Source organism: Catenulispora acidiphila DSM 44928 (genome assembly GCF_000024025.1).
Lineage (GTDB): Bacteria > Actinomycetota > Actinomycetes > Streptomycetales > Catenulisporaceae > Catenulispora > Catenulispora acidiphila.
In genome coordinates this window covers 8,166,122-8,181,463 of record NC_013131.1, presented here as the reverse complement: position 1 = coordinate 8,181,463, position 15,342 = coordinate 8,166,122, and the positions used below count along the sequence as shown (strand labels likewise).

13 protein-coding genes are annotated in these 15,342 nt (G+C 69.9%); 5 read left to right on the top strand and 8 right to left on the bottom strand.

Translation table 11 applies throughout. The features are described 5' to 3' along the window. Window positions 1-9 precede the first annotated feature (9 nt). Both recO and CACI_RS34845 read left to right on the top strand, forming a co-directional pair. Window positions 10-741 carry a DNA repair protein RecO gene (gene recO, locus CACI_RS34850; protein WP_015795597.1) on the top strand — a complete coding sequence of 244 codons (732 nt, stop codon included), beginning with the start codon at window positions 10-12 and terminating at the stop codon, window positions 739-741. A gap of 108 nt (window positions 742-849) precedes the next feature. Then, a complete protein-coding gene (locus tag CACI_RS34845; protein WP_395994350.1) occupies window positions 850-1,743 on the top strand; it encodes an isoprenyl transferase in 894 nt (297 codons plus the stop codon). Window positions 1,744-1,910: 167 nt separating this feature from the next. Here the strand turns inward: CACI_RS34845 and CACI_RS34840 are convergent, their stop codons facing one another. From CACI_RS34840 to CACI_RS34825, 4 genes are all read right to left on the bottom strand, one after another. Then, entirely contained in the window at window positions 1,911-2,363 is a 453-nt protein-coding gene (locus CACI_RS34840; protein ID WP_015795595.1) for a Fur family transcriptional regulator, read from the bottom strand. Between the two features lie 71 nt (window positions 2,364-2,434). Next, on the bottom strand, window positions 2,435-3,340 hold the full coding sequence (locus CACI_RS34835; protein WP_015795594.1) for a metal ABC transporter permease: 906 nt from the start codon (window positions 3,338-3,340) through the stop codon (window positions 2,435-2,437). Between the two features lie 316 nt (window positions 3,341-3,656). After that, on the bottom strand, window positions 3,657-4,517 hold the full coding sequence (locus tag CACI_RS34830; protein ID WP_015795592.1) for a metal ABC transporter ATP-binding protein: 861 nt from the start codon (window positions 4,515-4,517) through the stop codon (window positions 3,657-3,659). Further along, entirely contained in the window at window positions 4,517-5,464 is a 948-nt protein-coding gene (locus CACI_RS34825; protein WP_015795591.1) for a metal ABC transporter substrate-binding protein, read from the bottom strand. Before CACI_RS34825 ends, CACI_RS34830 begins: the two co-directional genes overlap by 1 nt. Window positions 5,465-5,786: 322 nt before the next feature. Between CACI_RS34825 and CACI_RS34820 the strand changes: the two genes are divergently transcribed. Continuing rightward, a complete protein-coding gene (locus CACI_RS34820) occupies window positions 5,787-7,169 on the top strand; it encodes a glycine--tRNA ligase (RefSeq protein ID WP_015795590.1) in 1,383 nt (460 codons plus the stop codon). Between the two features lie 140 nt (window positions 7,170-7,309). Here the strand turns inward: CACI_RS34820 and CACI_RS34815 are convergent, their stop codons facing one another. Then, window positions 7,310-8,089, bottom strand: coding sequence for a hypothetical protein (locus CACI_RS34815; protein ID WP_015795589.1), 780 nt, complete (start codon window positions 8,087-8,089; stop codon window positions 7,310-7,312). Between the two features lie 164 nt (window positions 8,090-8,253). Here CACI_RS34815 and dusB point away from each other — a divergent pair, with 164 nt between their 5' ends. After that, complete coding sequence (gene dusB, locus CACI_RS34810) at window positions 8,254-9,393, top strand: tRNA dihydrouridine synthase DusB (RefSeq protein WP_015795588.1); 1,140 nt, start codon at window positions 8,254-8,256, stop codon at window positions 9,391-9,393. Window positions 9,394-9,664: 271 nt separating this feature from the next. Here the strand turns inward: dusB and CACI_RS34805 are convergent, their stop codons facing one another. Further along, window positions 9,665-10,216 (bottom strand): YceI family protein, encoded by a 552-nt coding sequence (locus tag CACI_RS34805; protein WP_015795587.1) that lies wholly within the window; start codon window positions 10,214-10,216, stop codon window positions 9,665-9,667. Between the two features lie 327 nt (window positions 10,217-10,543). Here CACI_RS34805 and ppdK point away from each other — a divergent pair, with 327 nt between their 5' ends. After that, window positions 10,544-13,261: a pyruvate, phosphate dikinase gene (gene ppdK / locus CACI_RS34800; RefSeq protein ID WP_015795586.1), complete on the top strand. Its 2,718-nt coding sequence runs from the start codon at window positions 10,544-10,546 to the stop codon at window positions 13,259-13,261. Between the two features lie 91 nt (window positions 13,262-13,352). Here ppdK and CACI_RS34795 read toward each other — a convergent pair whose 3' ends face one another. Further along, on the bottom strand, window positions 13,353-14,696 hold the full coding sequence (locus tag CACI_RS34795) for an outer membrane protein assembly factor BamB family protein (RefSeq protein ID WP_015795585.1): 1,344 nt from the start codon (window positions 14,694-14,696) through the stop codon (window positions 13,353-13,355). A 100-nt stretch (window positions 14,697-14,796) separates the two neighbouring features. Next, window positions 14,797-15,264: a mycothiol transferase gene (locus CACI_RS34790; protein WP_015795584.1), complete on the bottom strand. Its 468-nt coding sequence runs from the start codon at window positions 15,262-15,264 to the stop codon at window positions 14,797-14,799. Window positions 15,265-15,342 lie beyond the last annotated feature (78 nt).

Sequence of the window (15,342 nt, the reverse complement as noted above, 5' to 3'; positions counted from 1 at the left end):
ACTGGGACGATGCCCCTGCACCGCGATGAAGGCGTCGTCCTGCGCACCCGGAACCTCGGGGAGGCCGACCGCATCATCACCTTCCTCACCCGGGACCGCGGCCGGGTCCGGGCGGTGGCCAAGGGGGTGCGCCGGACCTCCTCGAAGTTCGGTTCGCGGCTGGAGCCCTTCACCTTCGTCGACGTCCAGATCTTCGAGAAACATGGCCGCGACCTGCACCTGGTCACCCAGGCCGAGACGCTGGCGGCCTACGGCGGGACCCTGGTCTCCGACTATCCCGCCTACACCGCGGGGCAGGCGATGCTGGAGACCGCGGAGCGGTTGAGTGAAGATGATGTGCCCGCCGTGCAGCAGTACCTCCTGCTCGTCGGCGGGTTGCGTACGCTGGCCTCAGGTGAGCACTCCGCCGGGCTGGTCCTGGACGCGTTCCTGCTGCGCTCCCTGGCGATCGCGGGCTACGCGCCGTCCTTCGAGGACTGCGCGCGCTGCGGGGACCCGGGCGCGCACCGGTTCTTCAACCTGCCGGCCGGCGGGGCGGTGTGCTCGGACTGCAAGCCGGCGGGGTCGGTCGCCCCGGCCCGTGAGACACTCGCCCTGCTGGGGGCGCTGCTCGCGGGGGACTGGGGAGTCGCCGACGCCAGTGCCGACAAGCACCGGCGGGAGGGCAGCGGCCTGGTCGCCGCCTACCTGCAGTGGCACTTGGAGCGCGGACTGCGGTCCCTGCGGCTGGTCGAGCGCTGACCGGTCCAGCGCTGAGCTGGTCGAGCGCTGTCCGGTCGAGCGCTGACCGGTGCCGGCTGCGGGCGGCAGAGCACGTGACGTAGGACGAGATTAGGTGGAGCGGTGAGACTGACCCGACGGATCCTGGAAGAGCGCCTCGCCAAGCGGCAGCCGGGCGTCAACCGCGACCCCTTCCCGCACAAGCGCGGCGCGCTGCCGCCGGACATCCCGCTGGACCTGGTGCCCCGGCACGTGGCCCTGGTGATGGACGGCAACGGCCGCTGGGCCAAGGAGCGCGGCCTGTCGCGCATAGAGGGCCACAAGGTCGGCGAGGCCTCGCTGTTCGACGTGGTCGAGGGCGCGGTGCAGCTCGGCGGCATCACGCACATCTCCGCGTACGCCTTCTCCACCGAGAACTGGAAGCGCTCCCCGGAAGAGGTCCGCTTCCTCATGGGCTTCAACCGCGACACCATCCGCCGCCGCATCGGCGAGATGGACGAACTCGGCGTCCGCATCCGCTGGGCCGGCCGCCGCCCGCGCCTGTGGAAGTCGGTCATCGACGAGCTGGAGTGGGCCGAGGAGCGCACCAAGGACAACAAGCTCCTGACCCTCACCATGTGCGTCAACTACGGCGGCCGCTGGGAGATCGCCGACGCCATGGCGGACATGGGCCGGGACATCAAGGCCGGGCGCCTGGACCCGTCGAAGATCAACGAGAAGACGGTCACGCGGTATCTCTACGAGCCGGACATGCCGGACGTGGACTTGTTCATCCGCTCCTCCGGCGAGCACCGCACGTCGAACTTCCTCATGTGGGAGTCGGCTTACGCGGAGTTCGTGTTCGACAACACACTCTGGCCGGACTTCGACCGCACCAACCTGTGGCGCGCGTGCGAGTCCTTCGCCGGACGGGACCGCCGCTACGGCGGCGCGCTCACGAACGAGGAGCAGTTCGCGGTGGCCGAGACCGAGCCGGAGTACGAGTACAACGAGAGCGAGTACGCGGACCCGGACGAGGTCTGACCTCGGCACGGCGTGAGAGAGCCCGGGGGCGCTCCGCGATCATGCGACGACCGCGGGACGCCCCCGGACCGTTCCCAAGGTAGCGCGCCGCGGCCGCTGTCGTGGTGACCTTCGCAGGCAGTCCCGCTCAGTGGTCTCCAGGTGGTCGTCTCCAGGTGGCCGCCGGCTCAGTGGTCGCCGCAGGTCCCGAAGATCTCCAGGGTGTGCGACACCTCGGAGTACCCGTGTTCGGCGGCGACCCGGGCCGCCCAGCTCTCCACCACCGCCGGACCCTCGACCTCGACGGTCTTGCCGCACTCGCGGCACACCAGGTGGTGGTGGTGCCGGGGGGTGGAGCAGCGCCGGTAGATCACCTCGCGGTCGCCGGTGCGCAGCACGTCCACCTCGCCGGCGTCGGCCAGCGACTGCAGCGCGCGGTAGACGGTGGTCAGGCCGACCGACTCGCCGCGCTGCTTGAGCAGGTCGTGCAGGTCCTGGGCGCTGCGGAAGTCGTCGACCTCGTCCAGCAGGGCCGCGACCGCCGACCGCTGGCGGGTGGAGCGGCCCTGGGACGGCAGGCCCCGGCCGGTGTCGCCGTGGTGGTCGCCGGAGTGGTCGCCGGAGGTGTCTGCGGTGCTCACTGTCCTTCTCCTAGCGGTTGGCGTGCTGATCGGCGCGGGGCGCGCGGTGGACGCGCGGGGGCGACCCGAAGTCATTGTGGCAGGCTCCGGCCGGTCGCGACCGCTTGTTCAGCCGTGGGATCGGGTTCGCGCGTCCGCGGCCGCGCCCCCGACCCGGACCTCCCGTGCCCCCGCCGCACCAGCCCGGCGCTGATACTGGCGATCATGAACACCGCGATCGCGATGAGCACGATCGACGCGCCGGGCGGAGTGTCGGCGTAGTACGACATGGTGACGCCAGAGAACGCAGCGCCGACCCCGACCACCATGGCAGCACCCATCGTGGCGGCGAACGCCCGCGTCAGCTGCTGCGCCGCCGCCACCGGCACCACCATCAGCGCACTGACCATGAGCACCCCGACCACGCGCATCCCCACGGTGACCGTCACCGCGGTGGTGACCGCCATCAGCAGATTCAAAGCGCGCACCGGCAGCCCCGCCACCCGCGCGAACTCCTCGTCCTGACACACCGCGAACAAAGCCCGCCGCAAACCGAGCGTGACCACCAACACCCCGACAGCCAGCGCCGCGATCGCCCACAGATCCCCGACCGACGTGGACAGGATCGACCCGAACAAGTACGAGTTCAGATTCGCATTCCCCCCCGACAGCGAGATCAACATCGACCCGCCGGCCAAACCGCCATAGAAGAGCATCGCCAACGCGACATCCCCACTGGCCTTCGCCCGCTCCCGAATCAACTCCACCGCCGCCGCCCCGACCACCGCGACCAGCACCGCCCCCCACACCGGCGAGGTCTTGGTCAGCAACCCCAACCCGACCCCGGTGAGCGCGACATGCCCAAGCCCATCACCCATCAACGCCAACCGCCGCTGCACGAGATACGTGCCGATAGCCGGCGCGGCCAACCCGATCGCCAGCGCGGCGAGAAAGGCCCGCTGCATGAAGGGCAGGCTGAAGATGGTGTCGCTCAGCATGCGCTGCCTGCCTTGGGAGTGGGGGAGAGGTGCGAGGTGATCGGGCGCGCGAGCGAGACCGAGCCTGCTGACGCCGAGCGGACCAACCGCGATGGCGATGGCGATGGCGAGTAGGCGGCGAGGGTCTGGCGCGCGGTCGAGATCGAGCTGGCTGCGGCGACAGGGCTCATGGTCGAGACCGAGGCTTCAGGTGTTGCGCTGGCTGCGGTGGTCAGGCGCTCAGCCAATACCGAGCCTGCTGATGCAGCCCGAAGCTTCTGCTCGGGTTCGACCCCTGCGGCAGTCTCGGTGCTCGGCCACATGATCTTTGTCCAGCTCATCCCATCCCCTCCTTCCCTGACAGCGCCTCCACCGGCGCGTGTCCTGGCGGGCACTCCGGCGTTCCCGGCCTGTTGGGTGGGGCGGCGTGGGGGTGCACGTGGTCGTGGTCGGGTTCGCCGTGCTCGATCGGGGCGCCGTCGTAGCGGACTGTGCCGGCGCGCAGGACCACGGTGCGGTTGATCAGGGGTGCCAGTGGGCCTAGTTCGTGGAGGACCAGGAGGATGGTGGTGCCGTGGCGGGAGAGGTCGGCGAGGGTGTCGGCGAAGGTTTGCTGGCTCACCAGGTCCACGCCGGCCATGGGTTCGTCCATGATCAGCAGGTCGGGGCGGCGGGCCAGGGCGCGGGCGATCAGGACGCGCTGCTGTTGGCCGCCGGACAGGGAGGCGACCGGGTCGGCGATGCGGTCCAGCATGCCGACGGTGGCCAGGGCCTCGCGGACGGCGCTGCGGTCGCCGCGGCTCCGGCGTGCCATCCAGCTGCGCGGGCTGAGCAGGCCGGAGGCGACGACCTCGCCGACCGTCGCCGGGACGCCTGCTGCTGCCGTGGTGCGCTGCGGCACGTAGCCGACCCGCTCCCAGGCCTTGAACGCCGACAGCGGTGTGCCGAACAGGTCGATGCCTCCGCCGTCCGGCGGGTAGAGCCCGACGATGGTCTTGACCAGGGTGGACTTGCCCGAGCCGTTGGCGCCGAGGAGGGCGACGGTCTGTCCGCCGGGGACCTCCAGGTCCACGCCGTGCAGGATGCGCCGGCCGCCGAGCGACACCGTGACCTGCTGCGCGTCCACGACCGGGGCGGGCGGCGGGTCCTCGGGCGGGCCGGCGGCGATCGCGGCGTCTCCCGCGCTCCGGCGCGCCATCACGAGCACCCCAGCGCGGTGCGCAGCGCGGCCAGGTTGTCGCGCATGATCGAGAGATAGTCCTGGGCCGAGGCGTTCTTCACGCCCTCGACCGGGTCGAGCACCGCGGCCTTCGTCCCGGTGTCCGACGCCAGCGTCCGCGCGGTCTTGGGGCTGGCCAGGGTCTCGAAGAAGACCGTGGTCACGCCCTCAGTCTTGATCAGGTGCTGGATCTTCGCGAGGTGGGCCGCGCTGGGCTCGTCGTCCGGCGACAGCCCGGCGAGCGGGACCTGGACCAGCCCGTAGCGCTCGGCGAGGTAGCCGAACGCGGCGTGGCTGGTGACGACGTCCTTGCGCTGGCAGTGCGCGAGCCCGGCGCGGTAGTCGGCGTCCAGAGCCGTGAGCTGGCTGTCCAGCGCCGCCTGGTTCGCCCGGTAGCCGGCGGCGTTCCCGGGATCGACCTGCTGCAGCTTCGCCGAGACCGCGTCGGCGATCCTGCCGAAGTTGACCGGGTCCAGCCAGACGTGCGGGTCCGCGCTGTGCGCGCTGCCCTCGCCGAGGTCGCCGTGCTCTTCCAGGTGCACGACGGTCGCGGTGTCCAGCGCCGCCTTGGGCTTGTTCTGTGTCACGGCGGCGTCCACGGCCGGCTGCAACCCCTTCTCATAGATCGCCAGATCCGCCTTGCTCACCGCGCCGACCTGCGACGGCGTCAGCTCCAGGTCGTGCGGCTCGGCGCCGGGCTTGGTCAGGTTCCGCACGGCGACATGCTCCCCGCCGATCCGCTCAGCGAGGAAGGCGAAGGGGTAGAACCCCGCGACGACGTCGAGCCGCCCGTCGGACGCGTGCTCGTCCGACTGCTTCAGGCAGCCGCTCAGCGTCAGCGTCAGCGCCGCGACCAGCGCCACGGCCGCACCCGCCGGTACAGCCCGGCGCCGGCGACGACGGGACGCGGCGGTGCGGAACAGCATGGAACCATGGTCGCTGAAAATGAAAATTATTGTCAATTTTCACGATCAGCACACGGATCCGGGACGGTCCGCCGACCGCCCGCCGCCCCGCGCCCCGACCGCCCGCCGCCCCGCGCCCCGACCACCCTCCAACCCGCGCCCCGACCCCCCTCCCGCCCCCTCCCGCCCCGCCCCCGCGGCCGGCCGTACCCCGCCGCGACCAGCGCCGGAAACCATTCAGAATCGCCGCCGTGAACCCGCTAAGCTGGGCCATCATCCGAAACCCGGCATCCGGCCGGGCTTCGCCACCGTGGATGCGGTGGCAACAAGAAAGAGAGCGACTGTGGCCGCCGACAAGATCGAGACCATCGTCCGGCTCGCGAAGAGCCGAGGCTTCGTCTTCCCCTCCAGCGAGATCTACGGCGGTACGCGTGCCGCCTACGACTACGGCCCGCTCGGCGTGGAGCTGAAGGAGAACATCAAGCGCCAGTGGTGGAAGGCCATGGTCACCGGCCGGGAGGACGTCGTCGGCCTGGACTCCTCGGTCATCCTGGCGCGCGAGGTGTGGGAGGCCTCCGGCCACGTCAAGGAGTTCACCGACCCGCTCACCGAGTGCCAGTCCTGCCACAAGCGCTTCCGCGAGGACCACCTCATCGAGGCCTACGAGGCCAAGCACAACCGGGTGCCGGAGCGCGGCCTGGCGGACATCAACTGCCCGAACTGCGGGAACAAGGGCACGTTCACCGAGCCCAAGGTCTTCAACCTGATGCTCCAGACCCACCTGGGCGTCACCATGGACGACGCGGGCCTGGCCTACCTGCGTCCCGAGACCGCGCAGGGCATCTTCGTGTCCTACAAGACGGTCCGCGACGCCTCGCGCAAGAAGCCGCCGTTCGGCATCGGCCAGATCGGCAAGTCCTTCCGCAACGAGATCACGCCCGGCAACTTCATCTTCCGCACCCGCGAGTTCGAGCAGATGGAGATGGAGTTCTTCGTCAAGCCCGGCGAGGACGAGCAGTGGTTCGAGTACTGGCTCAACGAGCGCTACAACTGGTGGACCGACCTGGGTCTGAAGCCTGAGAACCTGCGCTTCTTCGAGCACCCGGCCGAGAAGCTGTCGCACTACTCCAAGCGCACCGTGGACATCGAGTACCGCTTCAACTTCGGCGGCCAGGAGTTCTCCGAGCTGGAGGGTGTGGCCAACCGCACCGACTTCGACCTGAGCACGCACGCCAAGCACTCCGGCGAGGACTTCACCCAGCTGGAGCAGGAGACCGGCGAGCGCTGGACGCCGTTCGTGGTCGAGCCGGCGGCCGGTGTGAACCGCGGCATGCTCGCCTTCCTGCTCGACGCCTACGCCGAGGACGAGGCGCCGAACGCCAAGGGCCAGATGGAGGTCCGCAAGGTCCTGCGCCTGGACAAGCGCCTGGCGCCGGTGAAGGCCGCGGTCCTGCCGCTGTCCCGCAACGTCGACCTCTCGCCCAAGGCCCGCGACCTCGCGCAGCTGCTGCGCAAGAACTGGAACGTCGAGTTCGACGACGCCGGCGCCATCGGCCGCCGCTACCGCCGCCAGGACGAGATCGGCACGCCGTTCTGCATCACGGTGGACTTCGACACCCTCGACGACCAGGCCGTGACCGTCCGCGAGCGGGACTCGATGGAACAGCAGCGGGTCGCGCTGGACCAGGTCGAGGGCTACCTCGCCGCGCGGCTGATCGGCGCCTGACCGAGCAGAGCCTGATCATCGGATAAACAAGAGAACAAGTAAGCAAGAAGGCACAAGAAAGCAAGAAAGCAAGCACGCAAACAAGGAGGTGGGCCGCCGGAGTGATCCGGCGGCCCACCTCTCTGTCGTTATCAGAACCCTTAGTGGGTGCTGCTGCGGTGGCGCTTGTCAGAAGGCGCCGGGCACAGCGGCGAGGACTTCGCGATCGACTCGCCGTTCACCTGCCACTGCCCTTTCACGCCGGTCGGCACCATGCTGTACTCGATCCGGTCGCCCAGGGAGTCCTTGGGTTGCAGCGCCTTGCCGGGGGTGTGGGTCTGCACGTTGCCGCGCACCACGCCGGACAGGTCCTCGCAGAACCCGACGGTCGCCTGCTCCGGCGTGAGGTTCTCCACCACCACGTTCGACAGTACTGAGAAGCCCACCGGCTGCTGCTTGGCGGCGATCCACGCCTGGGCCCAGCTGTGCGCCTGCTGATAGCCGGTGCCGGTCCAGTAGCGCTTCAGGTCCGGAGTGCCCGCCTCGGCCGGCTGGTAGGAGGCCGCGTACATCGCCTTGTATGCCTGGGTCGCGTTCCACAGCACGATGTGGTGCGTCAGGTCTTGGAACGCCGGGGTGGTCGCGTAGAACACCTGGATGGTGTTGGGCAGCTCTATCCCCGGTTTCGGCGCGCTGTGGTGCGCGCTCGACTCGGTGTTCGGGGTCTTGCCGTTGGCCGCCGGCTGCTGCTCCACCGTCGAGGGCGGCGGGACGTCCGCGGCGTGCGGGTTCGTGTTGCAGGCCGAGATTCCGGCCGCCATGAAGACCCCCACCGCGCCGACCAGCAGGCCCGTCGCCAGTTTGTCGCGCCCGCGCTCCACCCGCCCCCGCGGGCCGTCCGCGTCCGCACCGCTTCCACCGGTGCGGTTGCCTCTCGCCACTTCTCCACTCACTCTCGCCCACCCGCTGTTCTGCTGTTCCAGCGGTGTCCCCCCGCCGGTTTCTTAACTCTTTCCTTATGACGTTCAGACTAACGGGCCGGTTGTCACAAGGCCGACTGGAATATCCGAACGGGTGCCCTGCCGTGCTATGGGATCCTGGAAGGGTGACTTCCCCAGACAAAGCGATCCTCACTCTCGGCTCGCTGCCCGTTGCGCCGCCCGTGGTGCTCGCCCCCATGGCCGGCATCACCAACGTGGCGTTTCGCCAGCTCTGCCGCGAGCACGGAGCCGGCATCTACGTCTGCGAGATGGTCATGACCCGCGCCCTGGTGGAGCGGAACGAGAAGACCCTGCGCATGGTGAAGTTCGCAAGCGACGAGAAACCGCGCAGCCTCCAGTTGTACGGAGTGGATCCCGTCACAGTCCGCAAGGCGGTGGAGATGATCGCCGCCGAGGACCTCGCCGACCACGTGGATATGAACTTCGGATGTCCGGTCCCGCGCGTCACGCGCAAGGGCGGCGGCGCGGCCCTGCCCTACAAGCGCCGGCTGTTCGGCCAGATCGTCGAGGCCGCGGTCCAGGCGGCCGCCCCGGCGGGCATCCCGGTCACCGTCAAGATGCGCATCGGCATCGACGAGGAGCACCACACCTTCCTGGAGGCCGGACGCATCGCCCAAGAAGCCGGCGCCGCCTGGGTCGCACTGCACGGCCGAACCGCGGCCCAGCGTTACAGCGGCGAAGCGGACTGGAGCGCGATCAAGGCCCTGAAGGACGAACTCGAGGTCCCGGTCCTGGGCAACGGAGACATCTGGGAAGCCGACGACGCGCTCCGCATGATCGCCGAGACCGGCGCCGACGGCGTGGTGGTCGGACGCGGTTGTCTGGGACGTCCGTGGCTATTCGCTGATCTCGCCGCAGCGTTCGATGGTCGGCACGAGCGCAAGCTCCCCGCTCTCGGCGAGGTCATGGCGACCATGCGCCGGCACGCCGAACTGCTCGCCTCCTGGCTCGGCACCGAGCGCGAGGGCGTCGTGGACTTCCGCAAGCACGTCGCCTGGTACCTCAAGGGCTTCCCGGTCGGCGGCGACGTCCGCCGCGGCCTGGCGATGTCCTCCTCGCTGGCCGAGCTCGACGGCTTCTTCGCGCACCTGGACCCGGCCACGCCGTTCCCGACGGACACCCTGGGCAAGCCGCGCGGGCGCACCAACTCCCCGGGCAAGGTCACGCTCCCCTACGGCTGGCTCGACGACCGGGACGACGACACCGTGCCGGCCGGCGCCGAGATGGAGGACTCCGGCGGCTGAGCAGCGCCGCCGCTCACGCAACCGTCTCGACTCGAGCTACTGCCTCGGCGCGCACAAGCGCCCTGCTTGCACTACCGCCTCGGCGCGCACGACCGTCTTGCTTGCACTACTGCCTCGGCGCGCTCGACCGCAGTGCTCGCACAGCCGCCTCGGCGCGCCCAAGCGTCCCGACGCGAGCGGTCGGTCCCGTCGAACGCCCCCGCCCCCCCCGCACACATAAGAGCGCCGGGACCCTCCAGGCGGTCCCGGCGCTCCTCGGCGATCGATCAGCTCAGCTCTGCTTGATCGCCGAGATCTCCAGCTCGAGCTGGATCTTGTCGCTGACCAGCACGCCGCCGGTCTCCAGCGCGGCGTTCCAGGTCATGCCGAAGTCCTTGCGGCTGACGGTGGTCTTGGCCTCGAACCCGATGCGGGTGTTGCCGTAAGGGTCCACCGTGGTGCCCAGGAACTCCACGTCGAACTCGACCGGCTTGGTCACGTCCTTGACCGTCAGGTCGCCCTGCAGGACGAACTGGTCCTCGCCCTTGGCGGTGACGCCGGTGGAGGTGAAGGTCATGTCCGGGAACTTGTCCTGCTCGAAGAAGTCGCCGGAGAGCAGGTGGCCGTTGCGCTGCTCGTTGCGGGTGTCGACGCTGGCGACCTTCACCGAGGCGGTGGCGCTGCTGTTCGCCGGGTTCGCGCCGTCGACGTGGATCTCGCCCTCGAACTCGTTGAAGCCCCCGCGCACCTTGGTGACCATGGCGTGCCGGGCGATGAAGCCGATCGTGCTGTGGGCCACGTCAAAGGTGTAGTCGCCGGTCAGGGACGCGTAGTCGGTGCTCATATCGCTCTTCCTCCTGGTGGGGCTCGGGCGGGCTCGCGCCGAGTGATCTTGGTTGAGGCTTCAACTAACCTATCGTCCGACACAGCACACCCTGCGGCACATTCATTCCCGGCGGTTCCTCGTGAGGTCCGCACGGGTGACGCCCCCCACGCCCCGGGTGAGGCGGCTCACAGGGACGAAACGCTTCAATCGGGGTATAGCCCTGGCGAACACGCCGGGCCGACGCGCTACGCTCCGCAGCGTCAGGGCAATGCGGCGGGACACCCCCTCAAACCGTCCCGTCGCCGCCGCGGTGTGTGCCACACAGATCAGTCAGGGAGTATCTGCGTGCCGAAGTTCGTGTACGACTTCACCGAAGGCAACAAAGACCTCAAGGACCTGCTCGGCGGCAAGGGCGCCAACCTCGCCGAGATGACCAATCTCGGGCTGCCGGTCCCTCCCGGCTTCACCATCACCACCGACGCCTGCCGCGTGTACCTCGAGCAGGGCCAGGAGCCGCCGGAGCTGCGGGACGAGGTGTCGGAGTACCTCGAGGCGCTCGAGGCGAAGATGGGCAGGAAGCTGGGGCAGGCCGACGGGCCGCTGCTGGTCTCCGTCCGCTCCGGCGCCAAGTTCTCCATGCCCGGGATGATGGACACGGTCCTGAACATCGGATTGAACGACGAGTCCGTCCTCGGGCTGGCGGCCCAGGCCGACGGCGCCGACTCCGACGGAAAGTCGGACCGCTTCGCTTGGGACTCCTACCGCCGCCTCATCCAGATGTTCGGCAAGACCGTCCTGGGCGTGGACGGCGAGCACTTCGACGAGGCGCTGGAAGAGGCCAAGCGCGCCAAGGGCACGCACAACGACCTCGACCTCAACGCCGAGGACCTGCGCGCCCTGGTCGAGTCCTTCAAGGCGATCGTGGAGAAGGAGGCCGGCCGCTCCTTCCCGCAGGACCCCCGCGAGCAGATGGACCTGGCGATCCGCGCCGTCTTCGAGTCCTGGAACGGCGACCGCGCCAAGCTCTACCGCCGCCAGGAGCGCATCCCGAACGACCTGGGCACCGCAGTGAACGTGTGCTCCATGGTCTTCGGCAACCTGGGCATGGACTCCGGCACCGGCGTCGCCTTCACCCGCGACCCCGCCTCCGGGCAGACCGGCGTCTACGGCGACTACCTGCAGAACGCGCAGGGCGAGGACGTCGTGGCCGGCATCCGCAACACCGTGCCGCTGGACCAGCTGGAGCAGATCGACGCCTCCTCCTACGCCGAGCTCACCGGCATCATGACCACGCTGGAGCAGCACTACCGCGACCTGTGCGACATCGAGTTCACCATCGAGCGCGGCAAGCTGTGGATGCTGCAGACCCGGGTCGGCAAGCGCACCGCCGGCGCCGCGTTCCGGATCGCCGTGCAGCTCGTCGACGAGGGCCTGATCAGCCAGGACGAGGCCGTGGACCGGGTCACCGGCGCGCAGCTGGCGCAGCTGATGTTCCCGCGCTTCGACGAGAACGCGAAGACCGAGCAGATCGCCAAGGGCATGAACGCCTCCCCGGGCGCCGCCTCCGGCAAGGCCGTGTTCGACTCCTACACCGCGGTGAAGTGGTCGCGCTCGGGGGAGAAGGTCATCCTGATCCGCCGCGAGACCAACCCCGACGACCTGAACGGCATGATCGCGGCGCAGGGCATCCTCACCTCGCGCGGCGGCAAGACCTCGCACGCCGCCGTGGTCGCCCGCGGCATGGGCAAGACCTGCGTGTGCGGCGCGGAGTCGCTGGACGTGGACACCAAGCGCCGCCGCATGACCGCGCCGAACGGCGAGGTCGTGGAAGAGGGCGACGTCATCTCCGTGGACGGCACCTCCGGCGCGGTCTACCTCGGCGAGGTCCCGGTCGTCGCCTCCCCGGTCGTGGAGTACTTCGAGGGCCGGCTCGGCGCCGACTCGCCGAAGGCCGACGACCTGGTCAAGGCCGTGCACCGGATCATGACCTGGTCCGACGAGCGCCGCCGGCTCTACGTCCGGGCCAACGCCGACACCCCCGAGGACGCCGCGCGGGCCCGCCGCTTCGGCGCGCAGGGCATCGGCCTGTGCCGCACCGAGCACATGTTCCTCGGCGAGCGGCGCGCGCTGATCGAGCGGCTGATCCTGGCCGAGGACGACGACGAGCGCGAGGCGGCGCTCAACGAGCTGCTGCCGATGCAGCGCGACGACTTCGTCGCCATCTTCACCGCCATGGGCGGCCTGCCGGTGACCGTGCGCCTGCTGGACCCGCCGCTGCACGAGTTCCTGCCCGACATCACCGAGCTGTCGGTGCGCGTGGCGGTCGCCGAGGCCAAGGGCGAGGAGAACGAGAACGACCTGCGCCTGCTGCAGGCGGTCCACAAGATGCACGAGGCCAACCCGATGCTGGGTCTGCGCGGCGTGCGCCTGGGCCTGGTCATCCCGGGCCTGTTCATGATGCAGGTCCGCGCGATCGCCGAGGCCGCGGCGCAGGTCGCCAAGGCCGGCGGCGTGGCGCGGGTGGAGATCATGGTCCCGCTGGTCGGCGCGGTCCAGGAGCTGGAGATCATCCGCGACGAGGCCCAGCAGGTCCTGGACGAGGTCAAGGAGCGCACCGGCGCCGACGTCCGCTCGCTGATCGGCACGATGATCGAGCTGCCCCGCGCGGCCCTGACCGCCGGCCAGATCGCCGAGGCCGCGCAGTTCTTCTCCTTCGGCACGAACGACCTGACGCAGACCACGTGGGGTTTCTCGCGCGACGACGTGGAGGGCGCGTTCTTCTCGGCCTACCTGGACCGCGGCATCTTCGGCGTGTCGCCGTTCGAGACGCTGGACCGCGAGGGCGTCGGCAAGCTGGTGCGGATCGCCGCCGAGGAGGGCCGCAAGGCCCGTCCGGAGCTGAAGCTCGGCGTGTGCGGCGAGCACGGCGGCGACCCGGACTCGGTGCACTTCTTCCACCAGGTCGGACTGGACTACGTGTCCTGCTCGCCGTTCCGGGTCCCGGTGGCGCGGCTGGAGGCGGCTCGGGCGGCGATCGAGTCCGCGGGGAGCGATTCGCGTTGAGCAGGTAAGCAGGTAAGCAGTTGAGTACGACGAGGAGGCCGGGCGTCCGCGCGGACACCCGGCCTCCTCGTCGTGACCCTGAGCATGAGCATCAGGGCTCGAAGGCGAGAAGGTGCTCCCCGTAGGCGACGTACACCCGCGCGTCGTCCGCCGCGACCGACCAGGTGAGGTCGGCGCTGATCGTGGGGTCGTGGTACGTCCAGCGTGTCTGACCGGTCTTGGCGTCCACCGCGAACACCGAGCCGTTGTCCCGCTCGGCGGCGAAGACCACGCCGGCGCCGGCGGTAAGGGCGGTCTTCGACCCGAACTTCGGGCCGCCGTGCTCGACCCACTGCAGGGCGCCGGTGTCGGCGGCGAACGCGTGCAGCGTCCCGCCGCTCGGGCTGGTCGCGGTGGCGACGATCAGATCCGCGCTGCCCGAGCCCTGCCCGGGGACCACGATCACGCTCTGGAACTCGCTGCCCGGGTTCGGCGCGCTGCCGGTCCAGCGGACGTCGCCGGAAGCTGCGTCCAGCGCGTAGAGCTTGTCCGCGGCCCAGTAGAACGTCTTCCCGGAGACCGCGACACAAGCCGCCGGCGAGGCCGGGATCCCGACCGCCTCGGCGTTGCCGGCCTCCTTGCGCCACTGGACGCTCTGGTCCTTCAAGGAGTACGCGGTGAGCTTGTACGTGATCTCATCGGCGGTGACCACCACCCCGGCGGGCTCCGAGGCGACCACCGCCAGGCTGTAATCGACGTTATTGATGTTCCACACCGTGCCGCGCGTCGTGGTGTCGACGCACCAGAGCACCCCGTGGCCGTTCCCGCCGCTCTGGTCGTCGATCTCGCCGGTGCTGAAGACGTTCGGACCGGCGGTCCCCGCCACCGTGGCGATCTGCGCTCCGCTGCTCGCGAACTGGGTCTGCCAGCTCAGAGTGCCGTTCGAGGCGTCCACCGCCATGAAGTGGCCGTCGTCGTCCGAGCCGTAGACGGTGCTGCCGACCACGGTCAGCGGCGAGTCGTCGTTGACGAAGAACTCGACCGACGGCTGCCACTTCGCCGCGCCGGTCTTCGGGTCGAAGCCGCGGACGGCGCCGTAGTTGTCGACCAGAACCACGGTGCCGGACGCCACGGCGACGGCGTGCGCGCTGCGCTCCAGCACGACCGACCAGGCGGGCTTCGCACTCGGACCGGCGAGGGTCCCGGCCGCCCGGGCCGTGGCAGGACCCGGATTCACCGGGGGATTCAGGGCCCGGCGATGGCGGGCGTTCTCGGACTGCTCGGCCACGACGCCCAGGACGACCGCCGCCGTGACACTGACCGCGGGCACTCCCAGAAGCAGCGCGCGCCGCGAGATCGCAGACCTGCCGCCCTTACCGCCCTCGCCGATGCCGGCCAGTCCCAGCACCGACCCGGTTCCGGACTCTGATTCGTCGCCTTCGCGTCCCCGCGCCATCAGCGATCCCCTCCCGCGGCCACCGTGTCCGTCAACTGAGGTTAACGGAGGCGGGGTGGCTGTGAATTGATATCAGCTGATGTGAAGGATCATCCTCGGTTCAGCGCCCCGCCGAACCGTCGATCATCTCCCGCATGACGTCCATGTGCCCGGCGTGCCGCGCCAGCTCCTCGACCGTGTGCACCAGGATCCAGCGCAGCGTCCGGTCCTCGCGGGCCGACACCGCGTCCAGGTCGTCGAGCGTCGCCCAGATCGCGTCGGCGCGCGCCGCCGCCGCGCGGTAAGCCGCGACGCAGCTCGCGACCGTGTCCGTCTCCACCACGTCCATGCCCAGCTCGGGGAACGGGTCGCGGCCCAGGAAGGCCCACTCCAGCCACACCACCTCCACGCCGGTCAGGTGCTTCAGCAGGCCCAGCGGGCTGGCACCGGTGGGCAGGCCGGAGCGGCGCGCGATGTCGTCCGGCAGTCCCTCGGCCTTGCGGATGATCGCCTCGCGCAGGTAACGCATGAAGGTAAGCAGCGTGTCCTTCTCCCCGGCGACGACAGCGGGCGGTCCCTGATCACTCATGCCGGAACGCTAGCGGTTGCCCCGACTACTGTGCGGCGCCTCCCATCCGCTCTTGTCAGTGCCTGCGCGTAGCCTGAC